Below are 26,864 nucleotides of genomic sequence, written 5' to 3' on the forward strand. Positions count from 1 at the left end.
TCGCTATAGCCGCGTTGGTTCCGCACGCGGCTATAGCGGAGCACGTGCACGTCACGATCAATGATCGACTCAGGCCGGCAGCGTGTCGAACGCCGATTGGACCCCGAGCGTAGTCTCTTCAGACGTGGGTTGTCGCAAGCTGCGTGCGTTTGGCGAAGTTAAACGGCAATAAGTCGCCGATGTCTCTTCTGCTCAGCGGGCAGATCGTACTCGATGCGCCGGCGCGGCAACTCTGCCGGCAGCGGCTTGCGCCCACGCTTGCCGCGCTCGGGCTCATCAAGCTTCGGCAATCCCGTATCGGGCAGCGCGAATGCGTCATCCGAATCATCGTCACCGAGTTCAGTCGCGGCGATCTGCTCGGCTTCGTCGAATATGCGATCCTTGAGTTTCTCGCTGCTCGGCGCGAAGCGCTTGAGCTGCGCCAGACGGAACAACTCCTCGAGTTGCCCGACGCGTTGCACAAGTTGCTGGTTGTGGGACTGAAGCTCGAGAATGCGCGCGATCAGCTCATCGGGCGAGAGCTGTTTGAGATCGTCCTCAGCGGACGGATGACTGGCGTCGATATCCGTGTCCTAAAGGATACCGACGCCGCACACCGGATGGGTTTACGTCAAAGTGTAACAATCGCGGCGGGCGTCGCGCGCGATACGCCCGGCGCGCTGCTACTGAACACGTTCAGCTCACGTGTCGGTACTGCCTTGAAGGATGACGACGCACGGCGTCGATGTCGATACCTTCAAGTAACCAGTGGAGCTGCTCGCTCGTCAATTCCATCACCGCCTGCTGTCGGCGTGGCCAGGCGAAACGGTCCGCCTCTAACCGTTTCATCATCAGCCAGAAACCCGAGCGCTCGTAAAACAGCAGCTTGATGCGGTTGGCCCGCTCGTTACGGAAGGCGAAGACCGCCCGGGCAAACGGGTCAAGCTGCATGGACTGCTCGACCAGAATAACGAGACCGTTGATCCCGTTCCTAAAATCAACCGCGTCGCGGTGCAGATAGACCCGCAGTTCAGCGTCCAGTCGGAACATCACCGCGCCCCAGCGTTTCGATCATCGCCGATACCAGCGTCGCGTCGTGGGCACCGCATTCGAGTCTGAGTGTGATGCCATTGGGCATTTCCACAGTCATGCGCGATGGTGCCAACGGGCGCTGCGCGACACGCGTGGCGTCGCGGTGCGGCGGCGGCAACTGGGGAAGTGGCGGTTGTGGGTCGGCGCAAGCAATCTCGACGACCGGAACAAAAGCTGCCGCGTCCCTTGACTCCTGCGTCGCGCCCTCGCCGCGGTACGTCTTCTCGTGCTCGCAGATCCACCGGTGCAGTAAATTTGCGTTCACCCAAGCCCTCAGCGCCATGCCCGCCACCGATACTCCGGGCTGCAGGCAAGCCTCAATCAATCTCTGCCTGTCCCGTTTGTCAAAACGCCGTTTGCCGTCCCGACCCACGCTGATGACCTTAAGCGGCAAAAAATCTGAATCTGAATCATTCTGTGTCATGGAAGGTGTCCATTGATTTTCAGTGCACACATCCTGCGCCATCTAATCTCAAGGCACCACGCGCGCTCAAATCACCGCTAACGACAAGACCATGTTGAAAAGACTGCTTCATTTTATCGCCCTACCCCAAAAGCTTTCGAATGTGCCCCTTCCGCATGGGCATGCACTTCATATGGACTTTTTCAGAACTCACTGCTGCAATGCTAAATCGACGATTCGGATATCGTACCAATTTGTTTCGAAATGGAACTCGTTACTGAACCTCTACGCCTCATCGGTTTGTATTGGGGCATGGACGTAGTCTCGCGGTTGGGAAATGAAAACATTGGAGATCTGCGAATCTGGCGCACACGTCACCGGGACAATTTTTCGGCGCACGATTTCGCGCTGGTTGAACTCATCCGCCCATCCTTAGCTTCAGCGCTCGCGCGCTCGAAAACCGGCACTACCACGCCCGAATTGCATGTGACATACGCGATTTCCGAGCACGCTGTTAAAGCATTGACCGCACGCGAACGAGAGGTGGTGTCCCTCATCGTCGAAGGACTGCTCGATAAGCAGATTGCGGAACGGCTTGGAATTTCGTTCACGACGTATGCACTCACGTGGACCGCACATTCCAGAAAATGGGAGTTGGCAATCGCGCTACGCTCATTCGGTTGGCGCGAAAGCTCGATAGCTAAAGATGGGTCTCGCCGATACTAAGCACGGGAAACTCAGCTGGCCTGCGCTGTCATTGATATGAACCGCTCGGCGCCTGTCGTTTCTTTCGGTAGTCGGTGCGAGACCGACTACCACCAAACTTTGCCGCTCAATGAGCCGTCCCATTCGACGCGACAACCGAGAGAGTCTGGCTCCAGCCACCGCCAAGCGACCGATACAACGCAACCGCTGCCAGCGCGTGCTCTCGTTTCGCCTGGTTCAGTGAGTCCGAATCCTGAAGATAGGTCTGTTGCGCCGACAGCACGTCCAAGAAATCCGTTGCACCGCCTTTGTATAACTGGTTCGCCAGCTTCAGTGACTGGTCTGACGCTCCAAGGGCGTGCGTCAGACTTTCTGTGGACTGCGTCGTGCTAACAAGATCGCTCCGGGTGTCCTCCACTTCCTTCAGCGCCTCAAGCATCGTCTGCTGAAGATCTAACTGCGATTCACGCATCTTGCTTTCGTTCTGCTGGATGTTCGCCGTGATTCGGCCGGCGTTGAAGATGGGACTTGTCGCGCTTAACGCCGCACTGAACAGATTATCGGTCAGCGTAGGCAATCCAACATAGGACGCGGCCAACAATCCGTCGCTAAGATTCAACTGGAATTTTGGGTACCGCTCGGCCCTCGATACACCCACCTCTGCGGCACGCTGCTCGACTTTGGCATAAGCCACGAGCACATCCGGACGGCGCAACAATGCTTCAGACGGCAAAGTCGTCGGCACCGCGCCATCGGGCGTAGGTACGGGGCGAGGCGCCGCCAGCACCAGTTTGTCGACCGATTCGGGCGTGCGGCCCGTATAGACGGCAATCAGGCTGAGCTCGTGCTGAATCGTCGATTGAGCACGCGGGATTCTGGCCTGCAGTTCATCCAGCTGATTTTGCGCGCGCGCGACGTCGAGCTGCGTCGACAATCCGAATTTCAGACGCTCCTGGGTGAGTTGCAAGGCATGCTGCCGAATCCCAAGGTTGTCGTTCAAAATCTGCATTTCTTTTTGCGCCCAGCGCAAATCTACGTAGGCCGATGCTGTATCCGCTGCTAGTGCAAGCCTTATCGCGTCTTCAGCATGCTGCTGCCCGACGAGTTGCGCCCGTGCCGCAAGCAAATCCAGCCGCTCGCCGCCAAACACGTCAGGCGACCAGCTCAACGCAAGCCCTACACCGCCCTCGCGTACATAACCAAGCGGAGGGGGAGCGTTTTGCCGAGTATCAGAACCCTTTGCAGTTGCGTCGAGCTCCGGCATTAAGACAGCACGCTTTTGCGTTGTGTTGGCTTGTGCCTGCTTCACCCGCTCGGCTGCTGCTTGAAGATCAAGATTACCGGTGAGTACGGAGTCGACCAGTTCTGTGAGTACCGGGTCGCCGAACTGCGACCACCAGGTTGTTGCATCGACGGCATCCTGAGGCGCCTCAACGTTCCAGTTTGTCGGCACGACGGTTTTAACCGTATCTGGCAGATTCGCATGCGTGGCTGGCTGAACGGCACATGCGGCCAACGAAAGACTAGCGAGAACTACTAACAAGTGCTTTTTCATGATTTACCTCAATGTGCATCCGGCGGAGGCGCGGCGTTCGAAATAGGGTTAGAGAACAGAAGGCTGGCTACGGCGACGACAAAACACAGTGACAGTACGAAGAATGTGTCTGAATAGGTAAGCACCAATGCTTCGCGCAAAACCAGTGAATGAAGAGTTGCGAGACCTGACTGCGTTGTGTTCAAGACGTCACCCGCCACCGCAGTCCAATGCGCGGACTGCTCAGATAAGATGGATTCCACCTGTGGGCGGCCGACGGTCACGCTTTCGTTCAGGCGCAAGTAGTGAAAGTTAAGGCGATCGTTCAACATCGTTGCGCTTACCGCAATACCGATCGCACCGCCTAGGTTTCGCATCAGATTAAACAGTCCACTTGCGGACTTCAGGCGTGACTGCGGTAACGAACCGAGCGCCATTGTCACAATCGGGGGCACCGCGAACTGCTGACCGATACCACGCAGTGCCTGTGGCAACAGCAGTTGCTGCCAGCCCCAGTCGTGCGTAAGGGGCACGTACAGATAACAGCCAAGTCCGAAGCAGATTAAGCCAAACACTAGGAGCTTGCGCATGCTGATGTATTTGGTTGCGAACGCATACGCAACCAAGGCGACCAGTTGGAATGCGCCAACCGAAAGCAACGCGATGCCTATTTGTAGCGAACTGAAGCCCCGCACCTGGCTGAGAAACTGAGGTGTGAGAAACACCGCCACAAAAATCCCGATTCCGATGATGAATGAAAGGATGCTGCCAATGCCAAAGTTGCGCACGAGGAGCGCTCGCAGATCAATAATCGGATCCTTGGCTGTTAAGGCGTGAACAAGGAACAGGAAGCCACAAATCGCAGAGATCCAGGTACAGGCAATGATGACGTGGTCGCCAAACCAGTTTTTGCGGGGACCTTCTTCGAGTACATATTCAAGGCAGCCAAGGAAACCGGACAACAACAGCATCCCCAGATAGTCGCCCTTTTTCAGCAGGGAGAGATCAGGCTTGTCGATGTGGACATACTTCGGTACCAGCGCGGCGACCAGCACACCGGGCACGACGTTCAAGTAAAACAGCCAATGCCATGACCATTGGTCCGTGATCCAGCCACCGATCACCGGTCCTATAGCGGGGGCAAGCGAGGCAAGCGCGCCGATCGTAGTTGAGGCCACAATGCGTTGCTTGCCTGGGAAAAGCACAAACGCCGTTGTAAATACCGTTGGAATCATTGCGGCGCCCATCGCGCCCTGCAAGCCACGAAACAGTATCATCGAATTAATATCCCAAGCGATGCCGCACAGCATGCTTGTGACGGTGAAGCCGACTGCTGAGGCAACGAATAGCCAACGAGTTGAAAACACCTTCGAAAGCCAGCCAGACATCGGGATCACAAGAATCTCCGTAATCAGGTAAGCGGTCTGCACCCACGACAGCTCGTCCTGGCTTGCGGACAACCCGCCACCAATATCCCGCAGTGACGAAGCGACAATCTGAATGTCCAGCGTGGCCATAAAGAATCCCAGACACATAAGCGCGAATGCAAAAACTCGCTGTTGTAGGGGCTGTGACGCAGGGTCGAGTGGTTGAAAGGTTGTCATGATATTGACCTTATTCGCTCAATGGCCGCTGGCGACTTGCGTGCCGTCTGCGAGGTGAACGTTGACAGTCGCCGACAGACCGGGGCGTAGCACGTTCTCCATGCCATGCGGCACTTCAAGGCGAATACGTACCGGGACACGCTGAACGATCTTCGTGAAGTTGCCAGTTGCATTCTCTGGAGGCAGAACGCTGAAGGTGGCGCCGGTGGCAGGAGCGAGACTTTCGACGTAACCGTGCAATGGCTGGCTCGACGCGTCGAGTTCAACGTCCGCCTTATCGCCAACGTGCATCTTCTTCAGTTGGTCTTCCTTGAAGTTGGCATCTACCCAGAGATCGGTAGAAGGCACCACGGTCAGTAGCGGAGCACCGATGTTGGCCAACATCCCGACCCGTGCCGTGCGGTTCCCGATATAACCGTCGACAGGCGAACGAATCGTTGTGTATTCGACGTTAAGTTGCGCGACTCGCTGACCCGCCAGGGCCGTGTTGACGCGTGCTTGAGCGTCATTAATCTGCGCCCCCAAAACATCCAGTTGGCGCTTTGCAGCGAGAACGGCTGCATTACTACTCTGAACAGAAGCCTGAGCCTTGGAGAAATCAGCGTCAGCGCGCTCGACGATCTGATTGGACACTGCATCGTCCTTGACGAGTTCACGATAGCGAGCCTGGTCTTGGCCGCTGCGCGTCAATTCGGCGGATGAGGCACGCACTTCCGCCTCGTGCTGATTAATCACAGCAGCCTGCAGGACCAATTGCGCCTGCAATTCCGCGACAGTAGACCTGGCACTTTCAACCTCTGCTGTCGCCTGGGCAAGCTTCGCGTCGTAGTCACGTGCATCAAGGCGAATCAGCACCTGGTTCGCTGTGACGCGCTGGTTGTCCTGTACGAAAATGTCATCTACAAAACCGTTCACTTTTGGAGCCATTACCGTGACATTGCCGCCGACATAGGCGTCGTCAGTAGATTGCACGAAGCGCAGCACGAAGTACCAGTAGCCAGACGCCGCGACAAGTGCCAGCGCAACCGCACCGTAAGCGAGGCGCATCCACGGAATGCGTCGCGTCCTGGTTGTTTCGGCGGCCGGGTTTGGATTATCAGAAATGGGGGTAGACGGACTCGACATGTTTTTACCTGTGTATATACACTTTGTTAAATGGGAAACTGGCTTAACTGCGTAGGCTATCGGCCTCATCTTTTGCTAATCTTTCGAAACTTCCCGTGTGAGACGAAACAACTCATCCCTCAGCGCAGCGGCCTGCTGCTGCCCAAACTGACGCTGAAATTCGTCGCGGGCTAGTCGCCAATAGACCATTGCTTCCTCCAGCTTGGCGTGCCCACTCGCCGTCAGCGTCAACTCCAACCGCCGCACGCCATTTCCGTTCGCCTCGTTGGCCACCAGTCCGTTCCGCTGCAAAGGCCTCAACGCTCGCACCAAGGTCGTCCGTTCCATCACCATTGCTTGCGCTAACTCGATCATTGTGAGTTTCGACCCGCGTTTGATGGTCGCAAGGATATTGAACTGGGATGACGTGACATCCGCTTGCGAGAGATATCGCTCATAAAGCTGAGAGATATGTCTGGCGGCTTGCCGAATTGCAAAGCAATCGTCGTTTTCGGGTGAGTTAGTGTGCATGTGCACAGATTAGTGGTGCGCCCCCGAAGTATCAAGCTTGCGTTTACATCTCATTGTTACCGTACTGACAAGAGTCAGCGCGATCACCGACCGGATGCGCCGGTAGTCGCAAAAGTAATTGAACTCAAAAAGAGAAATTTTGTTGCCATCTCCGGTCCGCGACGTCCCACATTATGCGGCACAATCGTCGGTGCGCGCCGGCGCGCCGCGCGTCGTATGTGTGCGCCGCGTGTTTAACGTGCGCTGTATGCACCAATTCTATGACCGGGAGCAGTCGCTCTGAGACCGCGAGTAAATTCGAAGTCCTATGAGTATCAGTAGTTGGCGATCAAATCATTTGACCCTCCAACCGGCTAATTCTTTACTCATCTATTGGAGGACGAATAATCTACTCGAGACGTCTTCGCTGAAACTTGCTGCCTCTCGTGCGCTACCGATCTGAACAACGTCGCAGTTGAAAAATCAGAACCGCCGCATCGTTATGAGCTGAAAGCGGATCGCCACGTGTGCTGATCTGCGCGAATTGGTTAAACGGTTTCTCCTCTTGTGATTGAACTGTTTCAACCGCTGCTCAGACTCTGATTGATAAGAAATGCCATCACGGATACGTGCATATACTTCTTGTCAGGGCGTGTGCGTTGCAAATATATGTTGCAAAAGGCCGTGAGATCCGCAACAGGATCGATGCACAGAGCATCCAGGAAGGCTCCGCAGGAATTTCATCACGGCATAATTTGAGCCGACGCCTTTTGCTCGATTTTTTCTAACATGATGTTGCATCCATAGATGAAGATGCAATTTGCATCCTCATCTAGTATTCAATCGCCGACCCCGTAATTCTTCTTTCGGAAGGCGCTTCGAAACGCTGGAGTCACAGTCTGTCACGGTCTCACAAGCGACCAACAGAGGTAACGGTCACGTCAACGACGCGTCGAGTGGGCAAGAACCGCGTCGGCTCCCTAGCTGACCAGTTAAACTCGTGACCGTGGATATTCCATGCTAGGGAGACGCTGATCAAAGCGCCTGTTGTTCGCACAATGAATAAAGCAGGCTGAATTTTTTTAGTTGGCTAAGGAATCCAAAGATTGTCGAGGTGAATGTCGCCGTATTCCAGCTTAACTTTCTGCATTTTTCACATACGTGACGGATTGCTCCCGTGAGTCGACAGCAGTTGCTTTTTTGCGATCACCAAATTTGCTAGTGCGAACAGACTGAACAGTTGCGCGGTGTTCTTGGCCAGACCTTTGTAGCGGACCTTGCGATGACGAAACAGGTTCTTCACGACATGAAACGGATGTTCGACCCGCGCGCGGATCTGTGCCTTAGTTCGTTCGAGTGCGACCATCAGGTCCTTCAGCGGACCTTCTTGCATCGCTTTGATCTTTCCGCGTTTGGCCGCCACGTGCCACTTCACCGTCGCGCCCATCATCTCGTCGCGTTTGTCTACGCCAAGGTAGCCCGCGTCGCCGAACGCATCTTCTTCATGCCCGTGAAGCAGCGCGTGGGCCTGCGATACATCCGACACGTTCGCCGCTGTGCCCACTACGCTATGCGTGACATCGCAGACGTCACCGACGGTAGTCCACCACAAACGAACATCGTTCACGTTAATGGCTCTCGCTCCGTCCTGTTGACCGTCTTGTTCGATCGCTGGCGATTGAACTCGCCCCGTTCAGCATCGCCGTGAACGCAGTGGTGCCTAACTTTCTCTACAGCGAGGCATGCTACCCACGCGCGACGTTTATCGACGACGCCAAGGGACGCGACTATGTCAGATCGCTGGTGCCAGCGGGTCGACTGGGACGCCCTGAGGAAATCGGTAAACTTATATGCTATCTCGCGTCAACGCAATCCCGCTTCCTCACTGGAGCAATCGTGGATTTCGCGGGCGGGTGGCCAGCGGCTCAAACCCGGCAGCGACGCAGTGACGATTGGTGCATCTCGAAGTAGAGATGTAAGTGCAGCCGAGGCTAGCGCCTCGGCAGTCCCTAGACTTGAAGCCCGTCGTATCGGCATTCGGGAAATGGTGCGTGCCGGAACGAGGGCCGGCGGTGTGCCCCGGAGCCGCGAGTGAATCCGACCCAGCATTGCGCTCTCAACCAGCACACGATGGGCGCTGGTCGTGCACAAGAGCGGCGAGTCGAGCTAACCAGTAGTGTTGCCATCGCTTCTATCCAATCCGGTTTGCGGCGTCCGATTCCCCGCTGGTCGTCGGAAGAACGCTGTCAAACTGAAAATATGAGGTTTGCTGCGAAGTTACCGCCTTGACGCCTTTGACAATTTCAGGCGCTGCGACGTAAAGAATGAACGCGCCAATGGCTACGATAACGATAAAAGTAAGAATAACCCTCAACCTCCTGATTTGACGACGTGGAGGCCCCGCAAAAAATTCGCGCAGGGCACGCAACCGCAGGGAAAGTGGTACTCGCCCCCGCGGGTTTGGTCGGCATACGTAGTAACTCCAACGCTGCCAATCTTGCTTTTTTCCCTTTCCCCCTAAGCGTGCTAACGCCCGAGCCTAGAGATTTCCGGTTTTCGTTGCTGCATCGAGAATGACGGCCGCAACGGCATCCGGATGCGCGATCAAGGTTACGTGACCTGCCCCTGGAATGACGGTAGTCGTAGCATTGATAGCCTTCGAAACAGCTTGCTGGAGCGCCGCAGGAATGATCTGATCCTGATCGCCGTAAATCCACCACGACGGCTTTGTCTTCCACGCTGCGGTGGCTATCTTGTCGGCAAAACATGAGCCCGCAAGAGGCGCCTGCACAACGGCCAGGAGGGCTTGCTCGCTAGATGATACATCCGGTGCAAACGCGCCGGATATCGCCGCTGGCGACAAACTGATGTAGCCGGCTGAGTCTTGAATTTCTTCAGACTGCCAGGATGGCGCAGGGAACGGCGCAGTGATGTCGTTTACGGACTGTCCGTCGTTAGGTGCAAATGCGGACACGTACACGAGTGCTGCAACCTTCGGGTCATTTCCTGCCTGAGTAATAACCACGCCACCGAACGAATGGCCGACCAATATCACTTTCCCACTTTGCGCGTCAATCGCCCTCGTGACTGTAGCGACGTCATCTGCAACGGAAGACCGGGGTTGCTGCACAGCAACGACTTTTAGCCCCTTCGCCTGCAAAAGAGGAATTACGCCGGACCAGCTTGAACCGTCGGCCCACGCCCCGTGAACAAGTACCACCGTCGCAGGTACAGGCGTGGGTGTTGACGCTACTGAACTACCGCAACCGGAGAGGATCGATATGCAACTCAGGCATAGAAACGCAGTGAGAAAGCTGATCATTGGACGCGACAGGATCTTCATATTTATCTCGCTAGATTGGAAATATAGATGTCGACGGATACCGCCGAGGTCATAAATTAATTGGGCTTTTCGCTGTCGCGTTTAGCAGGGACATCGAGCTTGCAGTCAGTCTGCATCTACAAGGTACTCATGCTGCAACAATGAATTCGAATAGAACAGTGTCCAAAGGTATCGAACCAATCTCGAGTTTGCGGACAACTATGAGATTTCGGTCGCGTAGATTTAAACTTTCGGAAATGGGTGCTCGCTGACGGAGATGGAACCATCTAACGCACTAAGAAAGATGACAGCGCTGAGGATGTGAAGTCTGAGCGCTTCAATTGGGTAGTTAAATTCGCACAGACTGGTCTTTCTGGATATCGGGAGAGCTCGGTCCGCGGGCAAGACGGCTTGCCCGGCACTGCAAGCGCAACAGTTCAGGTAGGACGTTCTACTACGACTTGAGACAGACCTGCTCTGCTCTCAACGAGGTTTTTGACGAAGTTTTGTGACATTGCCCCGAAGTCGGTACCCATTACGAGATTTAGATCAAGTGGATCCCGGCTCCGCACCGCATCGGATGCTCTCGCTCTTTCTATCGCCCAAGCGATGCCCGCCGTTGTTTGATCTACCCAAGATACAACCCTAAACCCCTGCCTTTCCAAAGCTTCAAGCAAGGCAATGTTGGTGAGCAGAAAACTCGTTTCCGAACTTCGGGACCACGGGACGGGAAAGTGCAAAGCACCCGCGCCGCCATCTACCACGTCATAAATAGCCAATCGGCCGCCCGGTCGCAAAACGCGAAAAATCTCGGCGTACAGTGAGTCACGATCTGCAATGTTCATCGCAACATGCTGCGTCCACGCAGCATCGAAGGTTTGCAACTTGAAAGGAAGAGACAAAGCGTTAGCACAGGTGTAAGCAACCTTTTCTGTAAGACCTGCCCTCTCGGAAAGAAATATCGCAGCGTCGACAAACTCCGCATTGAGGTCAATGCCCTGCACGTGGCAGTTGTAGGTAGAGGCGAGGTATCTTGACGGCCCGCCAAGGCCAGAACCGATGTCCAGCACCTTATCGCCCGACTTGATCGCGGCGGCCGCAGCGAGATCGACGGTAGCGGCTAATCCTCGCATATGAAACTGGTCGAGTGGTGCAAGGACTGTCTGAGACAAATGCCCGCTTCCGAGGCCAGCCGCTTCCAGCGCCGCTTCAACGCGGGCGCGAAGATTATCACCCTGATAGTGTTCGCGAATCTTTTCGGTATCGTTCAAGATGCCCTCGAAAGAAAGTATTGATGGAAAAGCGGGTGGATCTTGGTAATAAAATGCGTCATTCTGCACTCCGCTGAAGCGAGAGTAGATTTTGCACTTTACGTGCATATACTTGTATTAAATCGCGCTAAACACATTTGGCTCGCACATGACGCAACATACGACGGGACTCATTTGTTTTCTTTTGGGCACTAACCAGTAGCACTTTTTGGTCTGCGACCAATCGCCGTCGGAAGAAAGAGGCTATATCGTCGAAAACTTGTTCACCAGTACCGGTGGACGGATGGAACTCCTGCTCATACCGGATGACTGCCGTGGGGACGCCTGCAGCGATCAACTTAGTAGCATATCTTTCAGCCTCAATACGGAGCACATCGTTCTTCACGGTCGCGATGAAAGCCGGAGCGAGGCCGCCCAGCCTTACCGAAACGAGCGGTGCCGCATATGGGTGCATCCGGTGACGGACATCGGGCAGGTAAGCGCGGTATTGTCGCGCCCAGTTCGACGACTCAGGGTCCGCGGAAGAAGACACACGGCTTTCAGAGATCAACGTCATGCTCGGGTCGAGAAGAGGTGCAAGCAGCACCTGAGCCGACAACTTAAATTCCCCTCGATCTCGCACGAGCGCGCTCAGGCAAGTCGCTAGATTTCCTCCCGCCTCATAGCCCGCTACGCCGAGGCCTGCAGGTGTTATGCCTAAGGTCTTTGAATTCTGCACAGCCCACGCCAGCGCCAAGTACCCATCCTCTAGAGCGGCGGGAAATGGAAATTCGGGTGCCAGCGAATAACCTACAGACATCACTAGCGCCGGAATACGCTGGGCTATCGCGGTAGCTGTTAGCTCGCTGTCATCAACTGACCCGCTGATGAAGCCACCGCCATGGAAAAAGATAACAAGCGGAAGTTTTGTGCCTCCACTCTGGGGATCATAAACTCTAACCTTGATCTCCTTACTATATCCAACGATCCAGACGTCATCCGTCCGAAGTGGAATGCCGTGCTCGTTACCGATGTTCATTTTCAGCGTCTCCACGCATCCCGTAAAAATAGACCAAGCGCTCTTTTGCGAATATGCCCGTTCGGGTTATTCTTGAATTTGAAGCGTGAACTCCGCTCACTGCCGGTGTACCTGTGGTACGTTTTCGTAAAAGGCAGCTGCATGCTCGATAAACGCCGTAACCTTTGCCGGTAGTAGCACCCGGGTGGTGTACGCCAGGCGTATCTCGATAGTGCCGTCTACCAAGTCAAAATCCGAAAGCACTCTTACTAGAGTTCCCGCAGAAAGTTCAGACTGAACGACTGCTTCTGGAACGACCCCTAGCCCAAACCCGGCAATTACCATCTCGCGATTGAATATCACATTGTTAGACGAGATTTCGGACTTAAGCGGGACAGCGATTTCTTTGCCCCCCATCTTGAAGGTGACGATTGGGCGTCTGATATACGTCGACATCGTCACAAAATGATGCTGGTTGAGATCCGGCGGAGTGACGGGGTTCGAGTTCCTTCTTAGATATGCTGGCGTTCCCACAATGACCAGGGGGATACGCTCAAGCAGCCGTGTGACGGTGGTCTCACTGGTCAACATGTAGGGAAGGACTATTCCGAGGTCGTATCCTTCCGCCGCGAGATCAACGGGGCGCTCAATAAGCGTTACGTCCAGTGTAATCTTCGGGATTTTTGTCTTGAAACTCGCGATCAGCGGGACCAGCCGGTTGACAGTAGCGGTCGTATGCGCCACCAGACGAAGGACGCCAGTGACCTCCTTCGTCTCGCTCAGCGTGTCGGCTTCAAGCGAATCAAGGTCGTCCAGCAGCTTTGCGCATCTGTCGTAAAATCGTGCGCCCGCTTCCGTCATTGAGATCTGACGCGTGGTTCGATTGAAGAGACGAGTTCCAAGGCGTTGTTCAAGAGATGCAATTCCTCGTGAAACAACGGGTGTCGTAACTCCAAGCTTGTCAGCGGCTCGCGTGAAACTTGTCGACTCAAAGACTGAACGAAAGATGCGCAAACTATCAACGTAATCCATATTGGTCTCGTATGTTCGAGATTGCGGTGCGAGGGCCGGCCGTTCTCACGCAGAAAAAAATAGCGGTTAACGTGCGATGCGTTGCCATGTACGCCGTCTGAACGTAGCTTTCAAACCGAGCATCGGACGGTCCCATGGCGCGCGCATATGCTGGACACTTTGATGCCAGTCGAGACAACTTCTTGTATATGCGACCGCAGAATGTCTCGCTTGACGTAAATTGTGGCTTAGCCAAAGGTGGCCCATTTATCTATTCGGTCGCCGGTCCTACGAACTGTTCGCGCCAAACTCCACCGTGAGCTCCAAGCCGATCGTTACGCGACTTCAGACGCAAGAACAAAATTCGAGCGATGCTCGTCAATGAACTGTTCAACTGTAACCAGCGGTTGACCGATAATTGAGACGCCGGTGCTGTCCGTTCCTTCGAGAAGACGTTCCTGCTGGTCAATCGTCACAGCTTCAAATTGCCTGTGCATCACCTTGTTATCTTGAAATCCGAACAATTCAAGGGCCGTTGAGACCGTCACATGCTCGTACGTCAGGTTTTTACCCAACACCTTTCCCGTGAGCGCTGCGAGCTCCGCGTGGCTATATTTGACTGGCCCATGTAGCGCGTGAGCCTTGCCGGCATGCATATCAGGATTTGCGACAATTCCCGCAACAATCCGGCCAATATCGCTTGCTGCAATCGGTGCAAATCGACTTTCCTTATTGAAAGGCATCACGTATCGCCCATATTTAATCAACGGCGCAATATAAAGTAGCCATTCTGCGAAGAAAGTTATGCGTAGATGTGTTGAGGGTACGCCAGACCAGTTGAAGATTTGCTCGGACAACCAATGGTCCTGCGTTGTCTTGCTGCGCGCATGGGGACGGGATTGCTTGTGCAACATGTTAACAATCAGCTCGAGATCTTCCTCCTTGGCCGCCTGTGCGAAAAAAAACTATTCCGTCGGCGAGTGGATGGCAGAAATAGGCACGCTGCACACCTGACATCGCAAGGCGAACATCGCGCAGGTTTGAAATGTCTCCGATCGCCACTTCGATCCCTTGGCCTCGCGGGCTTCTTGCACGATCATCATCTTTTCGTACAAACGCGCGAACTTTGAAGCCTTTCTCAAGCAGGCATGGAAGCGTAGCTCTTCCTGTGTCGCCATTCGCTGCTGTAACCAAAACTGTATTCATTTCGGCAGCCTCTACGAATACTCTGCTGGAGTCATTGATCGTCTTGAATGATCACATTCATAGTGATTCACAATGCTTTCAGTGACCAGTGTTGCTTGACCCCGCAACACAGGCATCCGTCGTATTTACGCGATGCAGACGCCCCGAAAATCAAACACTTCTTTAGCTCAGGGAATTCTACTAGCGGCTGGCGAGCCCGCTGACATGCGTCGCATTCGTTGCAGACAAACAACTGAATTTGCGAACCTGAATCAGATCCTAGATCGAGATGCATTGTTGCATACACCATATAGGCGTCAAGCTGATTGTCTGGCGTCAACGACCAACTTCGGCGCCCATTCGTCGATAGCCCGTTTCCCCCGGCCAGAAACCAATTTCAAAGCTTGCCTCGACCACGAGCTTTCTCCACCTCCAGAAAAAATTGGCGAATCGACATTACCGCTCTCTGGGCAGCCCCCGCTCGATTACCATTGCTCTTCGTCAACGCTTCGACTAGCACTTTCGCTTCGTACGCGCCAATGACTGCATACGGACGCGCGGGCCCTGCCGCAGCAACTCTGACAGCATCGTTCCCACATCCCCGTGGCCGCCTTTCGGTGAGTTGCACGATCGCTCGTCAATGCGAAAGACGGTAAGACATTTCGGTCGGCCACGTTGGGGCAGTATGCCTCAACGTCATCAGCATCCAGCAGGGGCTTCCTTGACAGAAGAGCGATCTGCTCCATAAGGTTTTCAAGTTCGTGGATGTTGCCAGCCCACGAGTACGGCTCAAGGCGAGCAAGCGTTTCACTCGTCAGGGATACGTCATCATTGCTTGCCTGACTCACATTCCTTCACAGTCTCGCGGAAGAGCGCGGCGCTATACACAGTATCTATTGCCGCACCTGCGCAAGCTATTGTCTTTAAGTATGGCTGCCTTGCAGGCCGGGCGCGACGAAAGATGCACTCGGCGCGGGTGAAGTGCCCGTAGGACTGTGTAGTCAAACCTGAACGCACCGCCTCCCCTCGCCAAGTCCTCCCTGTTGACCAACGCATGGAACTCAACCCAAGCGCAGCCGAACGCTAGATCGCACCGCAAAAAATGGAAAATGAAGTGACACTGCAAAGGATTACCCAGCGCTTTTCCGACGTAGCTCGCAAAAGCTGTTGACATTTACTTGTTGCATATGCAACACTTAACTCATGAAACCACTGACCCCAACCCGAGAGATCATCCGCGATTGCCTTGCTGTGCGCGCACGGTTAATCGCACGTGCGGTGTCGTCACTCTACGACGAGGCCGTTGCAGTTCACAGCATCACGATTGCCCAGTTGAACCTGCTCGCTGCGCTAGGAGAGGTGGGTCCATGTTCTCCGCGTAAGCTCGGTGAAGTTTTGCTCTTGGAACGCTCAACAGTGTCCCGAAATCTTGATTTGCTCATGGCGAAAGGTCTTGTCGATGCAGTGTCGTCTGATGCAAAAGGTATTCGCGAGGTGAAGCTATCGTCGGAAGGTGAAAAGAAGATTGACGCGGTGCTGCCCGCCTGGCGCGCGGCACAGAAACAGGCCTGCGAGCTACTAGGGACGGACGCCGCCCGAGCACTGCGCGATGCGTCCGGAAACATATGGTCTGCACCTATTTAAATCAGCAGCCGACACAGTTGACGTTGCTTCAGGGCAACGTTTTTTTTACGATGTTTGTTGTATATACACCATTTAACAAAGATATTAACCTGCCAGAGAGAAGAACCGGACGATCAATAGAGGTGGTTTTTGTCGGCCATACCATTGGCCACTTACTTCGCGTCTACATAATGCCGACAATCTTTGCGTCCGTCCCTACGAGACAATGCAACGCAAAAGCACAGACCAGCCTCAGATTGCGGCGTGTGGCCGACGAACAGGCAGGTTGACTGAAGATCTGAATGCCAAGCAGACACAGAGCAAATGCGTGACTACCGGCACACAAGTGCTTCACGGTGATGGGAAATGCCGAGCGCGGCCTGCCTGTATTTTTCATCGGTATTGTTTTTTCTACATAGTTTTACTAACACTTTTTCCTATTTCTTCCGCTAAGGAATCCCATGACCATCGTCAAAGCTGCTGCTGTTCAAATCGCCCCGGTCCTGTATAGCCGTGAAGCAACGGTCGACAAGGTGGTTAAGAAAATTCTCGAACTCGGCAAAAAAGGGGTGCAGTTCGCCACCTTCCCCGAAACCGTTGTCCCTTACTACCCTTATTACTCGTTTGTCGAGGCACCATACAAGATGGGTGCCCAGCACTATAAGCTCATGGAGCAGGCTGTAACTGTTCCCTCGGCGTCGACTCAAGCAATTGGCGAGGCAGCTCGCCAAGCAAAGATGGTGGTCTCAATTGGTGTGAACGAGCGTGACGGCGGGACCATCTACAACACTCAGCTTCTCTTCGATGCAGACGGTACTCTGATTCAACGTCGTCGCAAGATTTCGCCGACTTATCATGAGCGTATGGTTTGGGGGTCAGGCGATGGCTCGGGACTACGGGCGGTCGATAGCGCCGTCGGCCGCATCGGACAACTTGCCTGTTGGGAGCATTACAATCCGCTGGCGCGATATGCGTTGATGGCCGATGGCGAGCAAATCCATTCGGCTATGTATCCCGGTTCATTTGCCGGTGATCTCTTCTCCGAGCAGATTTCAGTCAACATCCGCCAGCACGCGCTGGAAGCCGGCTGCTTCGTTGTAAATGCGACTGCATGGCTGGATGAAGAGCAGCAAGCCCAAATCATGAAGGATACTGGTTGCTCCATTGAACCGATCTCGAGCGGCTGCTTCACCGCGATTATTTCCCCAGATGGCGAATACATGGGTGAACCACTTCGCTCGGGAGAAGGCGAAGTGATTGCGGACCTCGATTTCTGGCAAATCGATAAGCGTAAGCGAATGATGGACTCTCGCGGCCACTATAGCCGTCCGGAATTGCTCAGCCTGCAAATCGACCGAACTTCGCATTCGCATATTCACGAACGTACTACCCAACCGATCAAGACAAACGTCGAAACGCTTGAAGAAGCAGGCAGCTGATCGCGGTCTCCAGTAGTTTTCCTTATCAGGCTCAGCGAGAAGATTTCATCAGTCGAACGTCCGACTTTCCGTTCACCAGAACAAGCGTCTGGTGAGACGAAGAAGTCAACCAACGGAAACCGCGAGCGGGCACCGCCTACCACCTTCAATCTGACAGTCTATCGTCCGACCAAGACCTGCCCAGACCGGTTCAAGCATACCAATGGACAAGTCGCTGAACCGGCACAAGGGTAGTAGCCTGTACTGTACTGATGCAGCAACGGCCAAAGGGCAACGCGGATACAAGGCCCGTTTCGCTCGTCCGTGTATCAGGCAGTTTGGCGTCGTATGCAGACGAAGCCGTGGTTCGATGCGCAATCTGATTCGAGCGACGACTAGTATTTGTTGCGCACACTTCGCCCCAAGGGATGCCGCCACTTTCGAAATCAGGCTGTCATCAAACAGTCGAAATTTTTTGTTCCTCAACTACGTGAGATCACCATGACGCGCATTCCTGCCCTTACGATCGAAACAGCTCCGGACGCATCCCGCCCTGTGCTGGAAGCAGTCAAAAGCAACTTCGGCGTTTTGCTTAACGTATTCAAGACGATGGCCCATTCGCCTGCGTTGCTCTCTGGATACGTCGAGTTTTATCTGGCAATGGAAAAGTCCTCCCTGAGCCCCAAAGAGCGCGAGACAGTGTCACTTGCCGTATCAGAAGTGAACGGCTGTGCCTACTGCATGAGCGTTCACAACATGATGGCCACGAAGGGCGGAATGACACCAGAAGACATCCGCGCCGCCCGCGACGGGAAGCTCGATCCAATCGCAGTGCTGGCGCGCCAGATCGCCTTGACACGCGGCCAAGTGACTGACGAGGATTTGGCGACTGCACGAGCCGCTGGCCTCACCGATGCAAAGATTGTTGAAGTGATTGGCGACGTCGCACTGATGACCGTAACGAATCTGCTGAACAACGTCGCAAAGACAACGCTTGAGCTTCCGCCGGCGTTGTAATCAGGAAACCGAACCTAGGAGGTGTTCGCGCGCGCGCATCTCCCATTGACTCGAATTTAAAAAACGGGGCGCCATGTGATCAACTTCATATATGCAGAGCTGACGCTCGTGACCGTGGTCTGTGTAGTCTGTGTGATTTTCTGGCTGAACCATGGGTTGGCACGGTCGTCTGGAGACGGCAAAAGAAAGAGCATAGTCACAGCTGTTCTGATTGCGCTGTGCGTATGGTTGATTGTCACCGGTGCTCTGGCTCACGCTGGCGTTCTAGCCGTCTGGAATGCCCGCCCGCCCCGTCTACCAGCCATCCCGCTGCTGGCGTTGATTACAATCATTCTGGTAAATCGGGTTGACGGATTTCGGAAATTGCTTGACGCAACTCCTCGTCATTGGCCTGTCGCAATGCAGACCTTTCGCGTAGGAGTGGAGTTCGCCTTCTGGGGCCTTTATGCATCTGGAGGAGCACCCGAACAGGTTACGTTCGAGGGCCGCAATTTCGACGTGATTGTTGGACTGACCGCGCCGTTCGTCGCGTTCGCCATCGCCAGGTTAAATCTGAAGCCGGGCGTCGTCATCGCTTGGAATGTGCTTGGCATCCTGATCCTATCCAACACGATAGTAACCACGTTGAGTTCGATGCCTGGTCCGCTGCATATTAATTGGCCCGGCATGCCCTTCACAGCCTTTGCCGCATGGCCGTTCGTCTGGGTTCCGGCATTCCTCGCCCCCCTTGCTATCTTTATCCACGTGTTCTCCATTCGTCAGAATGCGCTCCTGATCTGGAGCAAAAGGCCGAGTGCTACGTTCCTCAGCTAGCGGAATCCAGGATTTGCTACTAGTACCGATTTCATAACGCGGTTGATTGCGCCAACTGAGCGATCAACCAATCGACTTTGAGCCCTGCCGCATCTTCGCTTCGGGCGATTGTTTCGTCTAAAAAGTGCCGGTCTTTCCTGACGATGCACGGGACCGGTGCGGAGCAGTTTTCGAGCGTTGTCTACGTCGTCTTTCAACACCGCCAGCACCGTCAAAAGACACTGTCGGACCGTCCAATCAAAAGCCAATTTCAGAGGTCACTATGAGCTTTCTTGAAACTCTTAAAGAACGCAACGAAGCATTCGCCAAGGACCAGTTTTCGCCTGATTTGAAGATCATGCCTACGATGAAAACGGTGATCATTGGCTGCGTCGACCCACGCGTGGACCCCGTCGACATTTTTCAACTGAAGCCAGGCGAGACTGTGGTGGTTCGCAATGTAGGCGGTCGCATCGATATGGCCACGCTGCAGACCATGGCTATCGTTCGCTCGGTTGCGACGGCGAACGGCAAAGAAGTCGGCCCGGGTTGGAACTTAATCGTACTGCATCACACGGACTGCGGAATCGTCCCCTGCCATCACCACGCACCCGCCTTGCTCGAAAAGTACTTTAATGTGACGAAGGAAGGGCTTGACGCGATGGAGATCGATGACCCGTACAAGGCGGTTGCCGTTGACGTCGCCAAATTGAAGGCCAACCCCAATCTGCCTGGCGAATTCATTGTCTCGGGACTTGTCTATGACGTCGCGACTGGACGTATCGATACAGTGGTGCCCCCGAGCCTTTTGCGCGAAGCGTCCGTGTAAAGATCAGTCACGGCCTGTCGTTTTTAAATGATACGTGGCGCTAGGAAGAATCCGCTTCAGAAAAATGCCCGCTCGTCCCTAGCAGTTGTAACGCTGTTAGATATGTTTCCGGTTACCTCTTAAGATCGAATACAAGGGATGCAACCTCGACATCCGGAGATCAGCCGAAATGACTCGCGACACGATCGAGCAAGATTTCAGATGCTTCATCTACCGATGCGCTGCCTGCACATTTGATGAGGTTCACTATGAATGACCGGTCAGACTCGACTCACGCGGACGCTAGTGTTGCGGTGGGCCCAGGAAATCCTAGACGCACGCGTTGGGTGGGCAAGGCTGTTGTGCTGACCGCGGTTGTTGCAGTATCGGCAACGACGTACTACTTACAATCGTCCAATGCCGCGACAGTCGTCGCGCCCCCACCTCCGTCGGTCGCAATCAGTGCGCCGCTTCAGCGCGACATCGAGAGTCGACTAGGCTTTCTCGGTCAATTTTCGGCGGTTGATCGTGTTGAGATCCGAGCTCAGGTCGGTGGCACGTTAATGCAAATTCGTTTCAAAGACGGCGAGATCGTCCATAAAGGCGATCTGCTGTTCGAGATTGACCCCGAGCCTTATCAAATCAAGATGAGTGAAGCGGTTGCGTCGTTAGAGTCTGCTAAAGCGCGTATGACCTTGGCCACACGTCAACTAATCCGTGCTCAAGAACTTCAGCGCTCGGAGGCCGGCACGGTCGAAAATGTCGATCAAACCGCCGCGGAGCGAAGCGCCGCACAAGCATCGCTGGACGACGCGAACGCCAAGGTTCGCGACGCAAAGTTCGATTTGGATAGATGTCGCATCTACGCGCCATTCAGCGGCCGAATGGGCACGCACCTTATTTCAATCGGTAATCTCATTTCAGGCAGCCGCGCTGCCAGTAGCCCTACGACCCTGCTCGCGACGATCGTTTCGCTCGACCCGATGTACCTCGATTTCGACATGAGCGAAAACGACTTTGCTGTATTTCAGAACGTACGGGCAAAACAAAAAGGTTCACAGGCGCACATGGTGAATATCTCGCCAACAGGCGACGAAGGTTTTTCGCGAGAAGGTGTCCTCAACTTCGTCGACAATTCTCTAGACCGTTCAAGTGGAACGATACATGCGCGGGCGGTCATTCCAAACAGTGACTTTTCGCTGACCCCTGGAGGATTCGCACGCATTCGACTAGCGGTGACAACACCGCAACCGGCTTTACTCATTCCTGACATAGCGGTCCTCGCTGATCAAACGGATCGCATGGTGTACGTTGTTGGCGGAGATGATGTCGCCACCCCGAGAAAGGTAGAAGTTGGCGATCTTCGTGGCGGCCTAAGAGTCATCCGATCCGGCCTCGCGCCGACTGATAAGGTGATCATCGATGGTATTCCCACAGTCCACCCGGGCGCGAAGGTCTCGCCGCACGACGGATCGATTCAGTTTCAATCCGAAGCGGCACCCCAGGGGACGAAGTCGTGAAAATGACTCATTTCTTTATTGAGCATCCGCGCTTCGCAGCGGTGCTAAATATTTTTGCAGTTTTCATCGGCCTAGTGTCAATGGCGTCTTTGCCAGTGGCCCAGTATCCGAACATCGTCCCCACGACAATCCAAATCTCGACCTCGTATCCTGGTGCGTCAGCCGATACTATCGCGCGCACAGTCGCAACGCCTATCGAGCAGTCCGTCAACGGCGTTGAGAGCATGGACTACATCACAAGCCAGTCGACGGGCAACGGACAGCTGACCATCACAATCATTTTTAAGGTCGGAACGAACCCGGACACGGCACTCCTGCTCACTCGTAGTCGCGTGGAAGACGTGCTGTCTCGTTTGCCTCAGGACGTCCAGTTACAAGGCGTTCAGGTAAAAAAGACGATTCAGGCGCTTCTTCTCGGGGTACACGTCTATTCGCCGGACGGTTCCCGCAGCACGGAATATCTGTCTAACTACATGCTCAAGATTCGCGATCAGATCGCGCGTTTGCCCGGGGTGTCGGATTTTCAAATGTACGGCGAACGGCAGTACGCCATGCGTATTTGGATTGATCCCGACAAAGCATCGTCCTACAACATCACTGCCTCTGACATATTGAGCGCACTTCGCGCGCAAAACGCCCCGATTTCAGCGGGCGTGCTCAATCAGCCTCCAATCTCGAGCAATGGGGCGTACGAGATCAACGTTGAAGCCCTTGGTCGCCTTACTACGCCCGAGGAATTCAGCGATGTAATTATCAAATCTGATCCGCAGGGACGAGTCACACGAGTTCGAGATATCGGTCGTGTCGAACTGGGCTCCGTAGACTACGGCTCTATAGCTTACGCCGATCGGTATCCTGCCGCTCCGTGGTTCGTCATTGCTACGCCTAATGCGAATGTAGTGCAGGTGGAGAGCGCGGTCTGGGACAAGATGGCTGAATTGAAGAAGCAGTTCCCGTCGGGAGTGGACTACATCAAGATTTACGACCCGACAACCTTCGTCGGACAGTCAATTAAGGAAGTCATCAAGACTATCGTTATCGCGATTCTCCTCGTAGTGGGTGTGGTCTATCTGTTTCTTCAGAGCTGGCGCAGCACGATCATCCCGGTGGTGGCTATTCCGGTGTCTTTGATTGGGACGTTCACGATCTTGGCACTCTTTGGTGCATCAATCAACAATTTATCTTTATTTGGACTGGTTCTGGCGGTGGGCATCGTGGTTGATGATGCCATCGTGGTGGTTGAAAACGTTGAACGGAACATGGCGCTCGGGATGACTCCCCGAGAGGCCGCACATCAGACGATGAATGAGGTGTCGACTGCACTTATCGCCATCGCATTAACGCTTTGCGCTGTATTTGGCCCAGCGGCATTGATGCCCGGGATCTCCGGCCTTTTTTTCAAACAGTTCGCTATCACCATCGCGGCATCAACTGTAATTTCATGCTTTGTCTCCCTCACCTTGAGCCCTGCGCTGTGCGCGATTCTGCTGAAAGAGCATCAGAAGGAAGAGAAGCCAGCGGGGGCGACGGCAATTCGCCGCTTCCACGACGCCATCTTCGGTAGGTTCAACGTGTCGTTCGAGTGGCTTTCCCATCGGTACGGTCAGCTTACTGGCCGTTTTGTCCGAGCTACGACCGTAATGTTGATCGTCTACGCCGGGTTGATTGCCGCAACAGCCTTTCAAATGTCCCGGATGCCGACCGGGTTCATACCAGACCAGGACATCGGCTATCAAGCCATCATTACGCTGCTGCCACCAGGTTCGAGCCTGGAGCGCACGGACGCAGTCGTTCGCGCAGTGACCGATATCGCTCTGAAAACGAAAGGCCTCAAACATACGTCCCCTGTGACCGGTTTTGACGTTACGACCGGCACCGTCGCGCCCAACGTTGGCACCATTTTTACAGCCCTGCCATCGCTATATGGAGAACACGTCAAGGGAGTGAACGCCGCAACCATGTTGGTCGCACTCCGTAAGCGTCTGTCTGTTATCAAAGACGCCGTCGTCATCGTAATAAATCCCCCTCCTGTTCAGGGTCTGGGGGCTGCTGGCGGCTTCAAACTGATGCTAGAGGACCGAGCCGGTCTCGGTCCGCAAGCGCTTGCGCAGGCAGCAAATACGTTGGTTGCGGCCGCCAACAAGGACAAGGCATTTGGGGGCGTATTCACGCTCTTCAACGCAGGTGCACCGTCCGTTTATGCAGATATCGATCGTCTGAAGGCTGAGAAAGTTGGACTCACGCCGTCGGACGTTTTTGCCGCAATGGAAGTCTATTTGGGCTCGCAGTATGTGAACGACTTCAACTATCTGGGCCGCACCTACCAAGTACGAGTTCAAGGTGACCAGGCATTCCGCAGAACGCCTGAAGATCTTGGACGGCTCAAGGCGCGTAACGTGGCTGGAGTGATGGTGCCCATCAGTACAGTCACGACCTTCAAGCAAAACACCATGCCCTACCGCATACCGCGGTACAACCTTTATCCAGCGGCCGAAGTCATGGGTTCAGCCGCATTGGGTGTATCTTCGGGTGAAGCGATCAAACGCATGGGAGAACTGGCCAATCAGGTGCTTCCGAACGGTATTGCGTTCGAATGGACTGATCTTGCGCACCAGCAGGAAGAACAAGCTCTTTCTCCGCTTGTGATCTTCGCTGCCTCGGCGATTTTCGTGTTCCTTGTGCTGGCCGCGCAGTACGAAAGCTGGAAAACCCCACTCGCGATTGTCATGATCGTACCAATGTGTCTTCTTGCGGCAGCAATCGGTCTTAACATCCGAGGTATGCCGATTGATATCCTGGCACAGATTGGGTTTGTAGTGCTCGTTGGACTCGCAGCGAAGAACGCAATTCTTATTGTTGAATTTGCAAGACAGCGCCAGGAAGAAGACGGGGTGGGCGCCGAGGAAGCGGCGACGCACGCCGCTCATGTACGGCTGCGCCCGATCCTGATGACCTCGTTCGCCTTTATTTTCGGTGTCGCACCGCTTGCCATAGCCAGCGGCGCCGGCGCAGAAATGCGGCAGTCGCTTGGGACGACGGTGTTTTTCGGCATGCTCGGTGTGACAATCTTCGGCTTGGCGTTCACTCCAGCGTTCTACGCCTTCGTTCGCAAACTCGGCCTACGGACTCCAATTTCCGCGCCTCAACGGTTGGGTACCGGAGACGTCAAATGAATCGCTTTGTCTCCAGAACGCCTAAAGCGATCATCAGCGGTTGGATTGTAAGCGCGGCCCTTGCTGGCTGCGCAGTCGGTCCGGACTACGTCGCTCCCAAGACGGAAATGACCCCTTTCCACAATAACGAAGCGGTGGCAAACCGGCAGACGACATTGCCCGCACCTAAACTTGACGCCTGGTGGACAGGATTCAATGATCCGATGCTGGAAAAGATTGTGAAGCGCGCCCTGAACCAGAATCTCGATCTTCAGGCGTCTATCGCGCGCGTCGCGCAATCTCGGGCAGCCGCACAAGCTGCCGGCGCGGCCCTGCTTCCGACGATTGAAGCTAACACCTCATACACGGCTGAGCACCAAAGTACGCAGAGTCCGCTTGGCACACTGGCGAGCGCTTTCCCCAATTATAGCCGAGACCAAAAGGAGTACGTTGCTGGTGCGACCGCTAGCTGGGAGATCGATCTGGCTGGCGGCCTGAGACGCGCGCATTCAGCGGCCCGCGATGAAGAGCAGGCAGCCGAAGCAAATCAACTTGGAACGCGTATCACGGTTGCTGCTGACGCTGCCGATGCATATCTCCAGATACGGGGCTTACAGATGCGCCTAGCAGTCGCGCAGAATCAGATCGAAACTGACGGGCATCTTCTCGAGCTCGTGCAAGCGCGCGTGCGGGCGGGCGCAGCCACTCCACGCGAAGTCGCGCAAGCCGAGGCGTTGCTTCGCCAGGCACGTGCAAGTATCCCACTCTTACGCATCGATCTGGAGGCGCAATTAAACCGTCTCGACGTCTTGATGGGTGCACAATCGGGAACGTATGCCGCCGAGCTCAGCACCAATGCCGGCGCGATTCCTGACATCCCAGCCATCGGCGCAAGCGACCAACCCATCGACGTTCTGCGCCGACGTCCAGACATCATTGCGGCGGAGCGTCATCTCGCGGCTACAAGCGAAGAAATTGGCGTAGCTATATCCGATTATTATCCGAAGATTTCGCTTTCGGGCGCGCTTGGATTTGACAGTATTACGAGTAATCACTTTCTCAGTGCGAAATCTTTCCAACCGATTGGCACCGGCGCACTCCAGTGGCGTTTGTTCGATTTCGGTAAGGTCGATGCTGATGTGAAGCAAGCACGTGGAGCAAACGCCGAAGCACTAGCGCAATTTAGGCAAGCGGCACTTAAAGCTACCGAGGACGTTGAGGATGCATTCATCACGCTCTCGCAAACGGAACTACGCGTACGAGAATTGGAACAGGAGGTATCGGCTCTAACCCGGGCGCGAGACCTGTCAGAAAAAGCTTACCGCGCGGGCTCGATCACGCTGACCGATGTGCTTGATGCCGACCGACAACTTCTTGGATCGCGCGACGATCTCGATGCGACACGAGCCGATGCAGCTAGAGCAGCTGTTCGGACTTTCCGCGCGTTGGGCGGTGGATGGGATGCGCCGGAGCAACTCGCCACAACAAATTAGGCCGTCAGTACCGCAAGATGAGCGGTCGTATACCGACAATCAAGCCTCATCTTGCCGGCTGAGCGCCTTAGCCCTTTAACCAAAATGTCCAACTGATTGGCGACGCAGACTCGCTAGGACTCGGCTCGGCGTAGATCGACTTATCGCCACCGTATCGATAGAGCGAGACAACTCGATTGACTGCAAACGCTTTGGTGTTGCGCTTCAGTTTTGAGCCCGCCAGGCGTCATCGGTATCTGGCTCGTAATGTTTTTGCAATTGGCTCGACCGCAAGCGGCTGAACGACGCTTTTAACCAGTAAAAGCCGCCCGCTGGCGAAAAATT

23 protein-coding genes and 2 pseudogenes are annotated in these 26,864 nt (G+C 54.7%); 10 read left to right on the forward strand and 15 right to left on the reverse strand.

The features are described from left to right. Window positions 1-185 precede the first annotated feature (185 nt). The 3 genes and pseudogenes from AXG89_RS24590 to tnpA form a co-directional block, all read right to left on the reverse strand. Window positions 186-506: pseudogene (locus AXG89_RS24590) on the reverse strand (transposase domain-containing protein); the annotation flags it as partial. Between the two features lie 169 nt (window positions 507-675). After that, window positions 676-1,029: an IS66 family insertion sequence element accessory protein TnpB gene (tnpB, locus tag AXG89_RS24595; protein ID WP_062173435.1), complete on the reverse strand. Its 354-nt coding sequence runs from the start codon at window positions 1,027-1,029 to the stop codon at window positions 676-678. Next, window positions 1,010-1,537, reverse strand: coding sequence for an IS66-like element accessory protein TnpA (gene tnpA, locus AXG89_RS24600; RefSeq protein ID WP_062173437.1), 528 nt, complete (start codon window positions 1,535-1,537; stop codon window positions 1,010-1,012). Before tnpA ends, tnpB begins: the two co-directional genes overlap by 20 nt. 201 nt (window positions 1,538-1,738) lie before the next feature. Between tnpA and AXG89_RS24605 the strand changes: the two genes are divergently transcribed. Further along, window positions 1,739-2,200, forward strand: a complete 462-nt coding sequence (locus AXG89_RS24605) for a LuxR C-terminal-related transcriptional regulator (protein ID WP_082771601.1) — start codon at window positions 1,739-1,741, stop codon at window positions 2,198-2,200. A gap of 106 nt (window positions 2,201-2,306) precedes the next feature. Here AXG89_RS24605 and AXG89_RS24610 read toward each other — a convergent pair whose 3' ends face one another. From AXG89_RS24610 to AXG89_RS24630, 5 genes and pseudogenes are all read right to left on the reverse strand, one after another. Then, the gene (locus AXG89_RS24610; protein ID WP_062173441.1) at window positions 2,307-3,734 is read right to left on the reverse strand and encodes an efflux transporter outer membrane subunit; all 1,428 of its coding nucleotides are present in this window, start codon (window positions 3,732-3,734) and stop codon (window positions 2,307-2,309) included. A gap of 8 nt (window positions 3,735-3,742) precedes the next feature. After that, on the reverse strand, window positions 3,743-5,317 hold the full coding sequence (locus AXG89_RS24615; protein WP_062173443.1) for a DHA2 family efflux MFS transporter permease subunit: 1,575 nt from the start codon (window positions 5,315-5,317) through the stop codon (window positions 3,743-3,745). An 18-nt stretch (window positions 5,318-5,335) separates the two neighbouring features. After that, window positions 5,336-6,442 carry an HlyD family secretion protein gene (locus AXG89_RS24620; RefSeq protein ID WP_062173445.1) on the reverse strand — a complete coding sequence of 369 codons (1,107 nt, stop codon included), beginning with the start codon at window positions 6,440-6,442 and terminating at the stop codon, window positions 5,336-5,338. Window positions 6,443-6,517: 75 nt separating this feature from the next. Continuing rightward, window positions 6,518-6,952 (reverse strand): MarR family winged helix-turn-helix transcriptional regulator, encoded by a 435-nt coding sequence (locus AXG89_RS24625; protein ID WP_062173447.1) that lies wholly within the window; start codon window positions 6,950-6,952, stop codon window positions 6,518-6,520. Window positions 6,953-8,084: 1,132 nt separating this feature from the next. Then, window positions 8,085-8,510, reverse strand: a pseudogene (locus tag AXG89_RS24630) (transposase); the annotation flags it as partial. Window positions 8,511-8,635: 125 nt separating this feature from the next. Between AXG89_RS24630 and AXG89_RS24635 the strand changes: the two are divergent. After that, the gene (locus AXG89_RS24635; RefSeq protein WP_236873552.1) at window positions 8,636-8,902 is read left to right on the forward strand and encodes an SDR family oxidoreductase; all 267 of its coding nucleotides are present in this window, start codon (window positions 8,636-8,638) and stop codon (window positions 8,900-8,902) included. 568 nt (window positions 8,903-9,470) lie between these two features. Here the strand turns inward: AXG89_RS24635 and AXG89_RS24645 are convergent. The 7 genes from AXG89_RS24645 to AXG89_RS44775 all read right to left on the reverse strand — a co-directional run bounded on the left by AXG89_RS24645 (window position 9,471) and on the right by AXG89_RS44775 (window position 15,565). Next, on the reverse strand, window positions 9,471-10,274 hold the full coding sequence (locus tag AXG89_RS24645) for an alpha/beta fold hydrolase (RefSeq protein WP_062173451.1): 804 nt from the start codon (window positions 10,272-10,274) through the stop codon (window positions 9,471-9,473). 416 nt (window positions 10,275-10,690) lie between these two features. Beyond that, window positions 10,691-11,524 carry a class I SAM-dependent methyltransferase gene (locus AXG89_RS24650; protein ID WP_119024717.1) on the reverse strand — a complete coding sequence of 278 codons (834 nt, stop codon included), beginning with the start codon at window positions 11,522-11,524 and terminating at the stop codon, window positions 10,691-10,693. Between the two features lie 127 nt (window positions 11,525-11,651). After that, a complete protein-coding gene (locus AXG89_RS24655; protein WP_062173455.1) occupies window positions 11,652-12,542 on the reverse strand; it encodes an alpha/beta hydrolase in 891 nt (296 codons plus the stop codon). Window positions 12,543-12,638: 96 nt separating this feature from the next. Further along, entirely contained in the window at window positions 12,639-13,553 is a 915-nt protein-coding gene (locus AXG89_RS24660) for a LysR family transcriptional regulator (protein ID WP_062173456.1), read from the reverse strand. 314 nt (window positions 13,554-13,867) lie between these two features. Further along, the gene (locus tag AXG89_RS43205; RefSeq protein WP_236873553.1) at window positions 13,868-14,389 is read right to left on the reverse strand and encodes an NmrA family NAD(P)-binding protein; all 522 of its coding nucleotides are present in this window, start codon (window positions 14,387-14,389) and stop codon (window positions 13,868-13,870) included. A gap of 58 nt (window positions 14,390-14,447) precedes the next feature. After that, on the reverse strand, window positions 14,448-14,738 hold the full coding sequence (locus AXG89_RS43210) for an NAD(P)H-binding protein (RefSeq protein ID WP_236873554.1): 291 nt from the start codon (window positions 14,736-14,738) through the stop codon (window positions 14,448-14,450). Window positions 14,739-15,202: 464 nt separating this feature from the next. Further along, complete coding sequence (locus tag AXG89_RS44775) at window positions 15,203-15,565, reverse strand: hypothetical protein (protein WP_442861757.1); 363 nt, start codon at window positions 15,563-15,565, stop codon at window positions 15,203-15,205. A gap of 355 nt (window positions 15,566-15,920) precedes the next feature. On the opposite strand from AXG89_RS44775, the gene AXG89_RS24670 reads away from it, so the two are divergent. The 8 genes from AXG89_RS24670 to AXG89_RS24705 all read left to right on the forward strand — a co-directional run bounded on the left by AXG89_RS24670 (window position 15,921) and on the right by AXG89_RS24705 (window position 26,540). Beyond that, on the forward strand, window positions 15,921-16,361 hold the full coding sequence (locus AXG89_RS24670; protein WP_062173458.1) for a MarR family winged helix-turn-helix transcriptional regulator: 441 nt from the start codon (window positions 15,921-15,923) through the stop codon (window positions 16,359-16,361). A gap of 440 nt (window positions 16,362-16,801) precedes the next feature. Next, window positions 16,802-17,779 carry a nitrilase-related carbon-nitrogen hydrolase gene (locus AXG89_RS24675; RefSeq protein ID WP_062173460.1) on the forward strand — a complete coding sequence of 326 codons (978 nt, stop codon included), beginning with the start codon at window positions 16,802-16,804 and terminating at the stop codon, window positions 17,777-17,779. Window positions 17,780-18,259: 480 nt separating this feature from the next. Then, entirely contained in the window at window positions 18,260-18,775 is a 516-nt protein-coding gene (locus tag AXG89_RS24680) for a carboxymuconolactone decarboxylase family protein (RefSeq protein WP_062173462.1), read from the forward strand. Between the two features lie 75 nt (window positions 18,776-18,850). Beyond that, complete coding sequence (locus AXG89_RS24685) at window positions 18,851-19,588, forward strand: hypothetical protein (RefSeq protein ID WP_062173464.1); 738 nt, start codon at window positions 18,851-18,853, stop codon at window positions 19,586-19,588. Window positions 19,589-19,850: 262 nt separating this feature from the next. After that, window positions 19,851-20,396 (forward strand): carbonic anhydrase, encoded by a 546-nt coding sequence (locus tag AXG89_RS24690; RefSeq protein WP_062173466.1) that lies wholly within the window; start codon window positions 19,851-19,853, stop codon window positions 20,394-20,396. 326 nt (window positions 20,397-20,722) lie between these two features. After that, window positions 20,723-21,895, forward strand: coding sequence for an efflux RND transporter periplasmic adaptor subunit (locus tag AXG89_RS24695; RefSeq protein ID WP_236873555.1), 1,173 nt, complete (start codon window positions 20,723-20,725; stop codon window positions 21,893-21,895). Continuing rightward, entirely contained in the window at window positions 21,892-25,068 is a 3,177-nt protein-coding gene (locus AXG89_RS24700; RefSeq protein WP_062173471.1) for an efflux RND transporter permease subunit, read from the forward strand. The genes AXG89_RS24695 and AXG89_RS24700 overlap by 4 nt, the downstream gene beginning before the upstream one ends. Then, window positions 25,065-26,540, forward strand: coding sequence for an efflux transporter outer membrane subunit (locus AXG89_RS24705; RefSeq protein ID WP_062173472.1), 1,476 nt, complete (start codon window positions 25,065-25,067; stop codon window positions 26,538-26,540). The genes AXG89_RS24700 and AXG89_RS24705 overlap by 4 nt, the downstream gene beginning before the upstream one ends. Window positions 26,541-26,864 lie beyond the last annotated feature (324 nt).

Origin of the sequence: Burkholderia sp. PAMC 26561 (assembly GCF_001557535.2) — a bacterium.
In the GTDB taxonomy this organism is placed as follows: Bacteria; Pseudomonadota; Gammaproteobacteria; order Burkholderiales; family Burkholderiaceae; genus Caballeronia.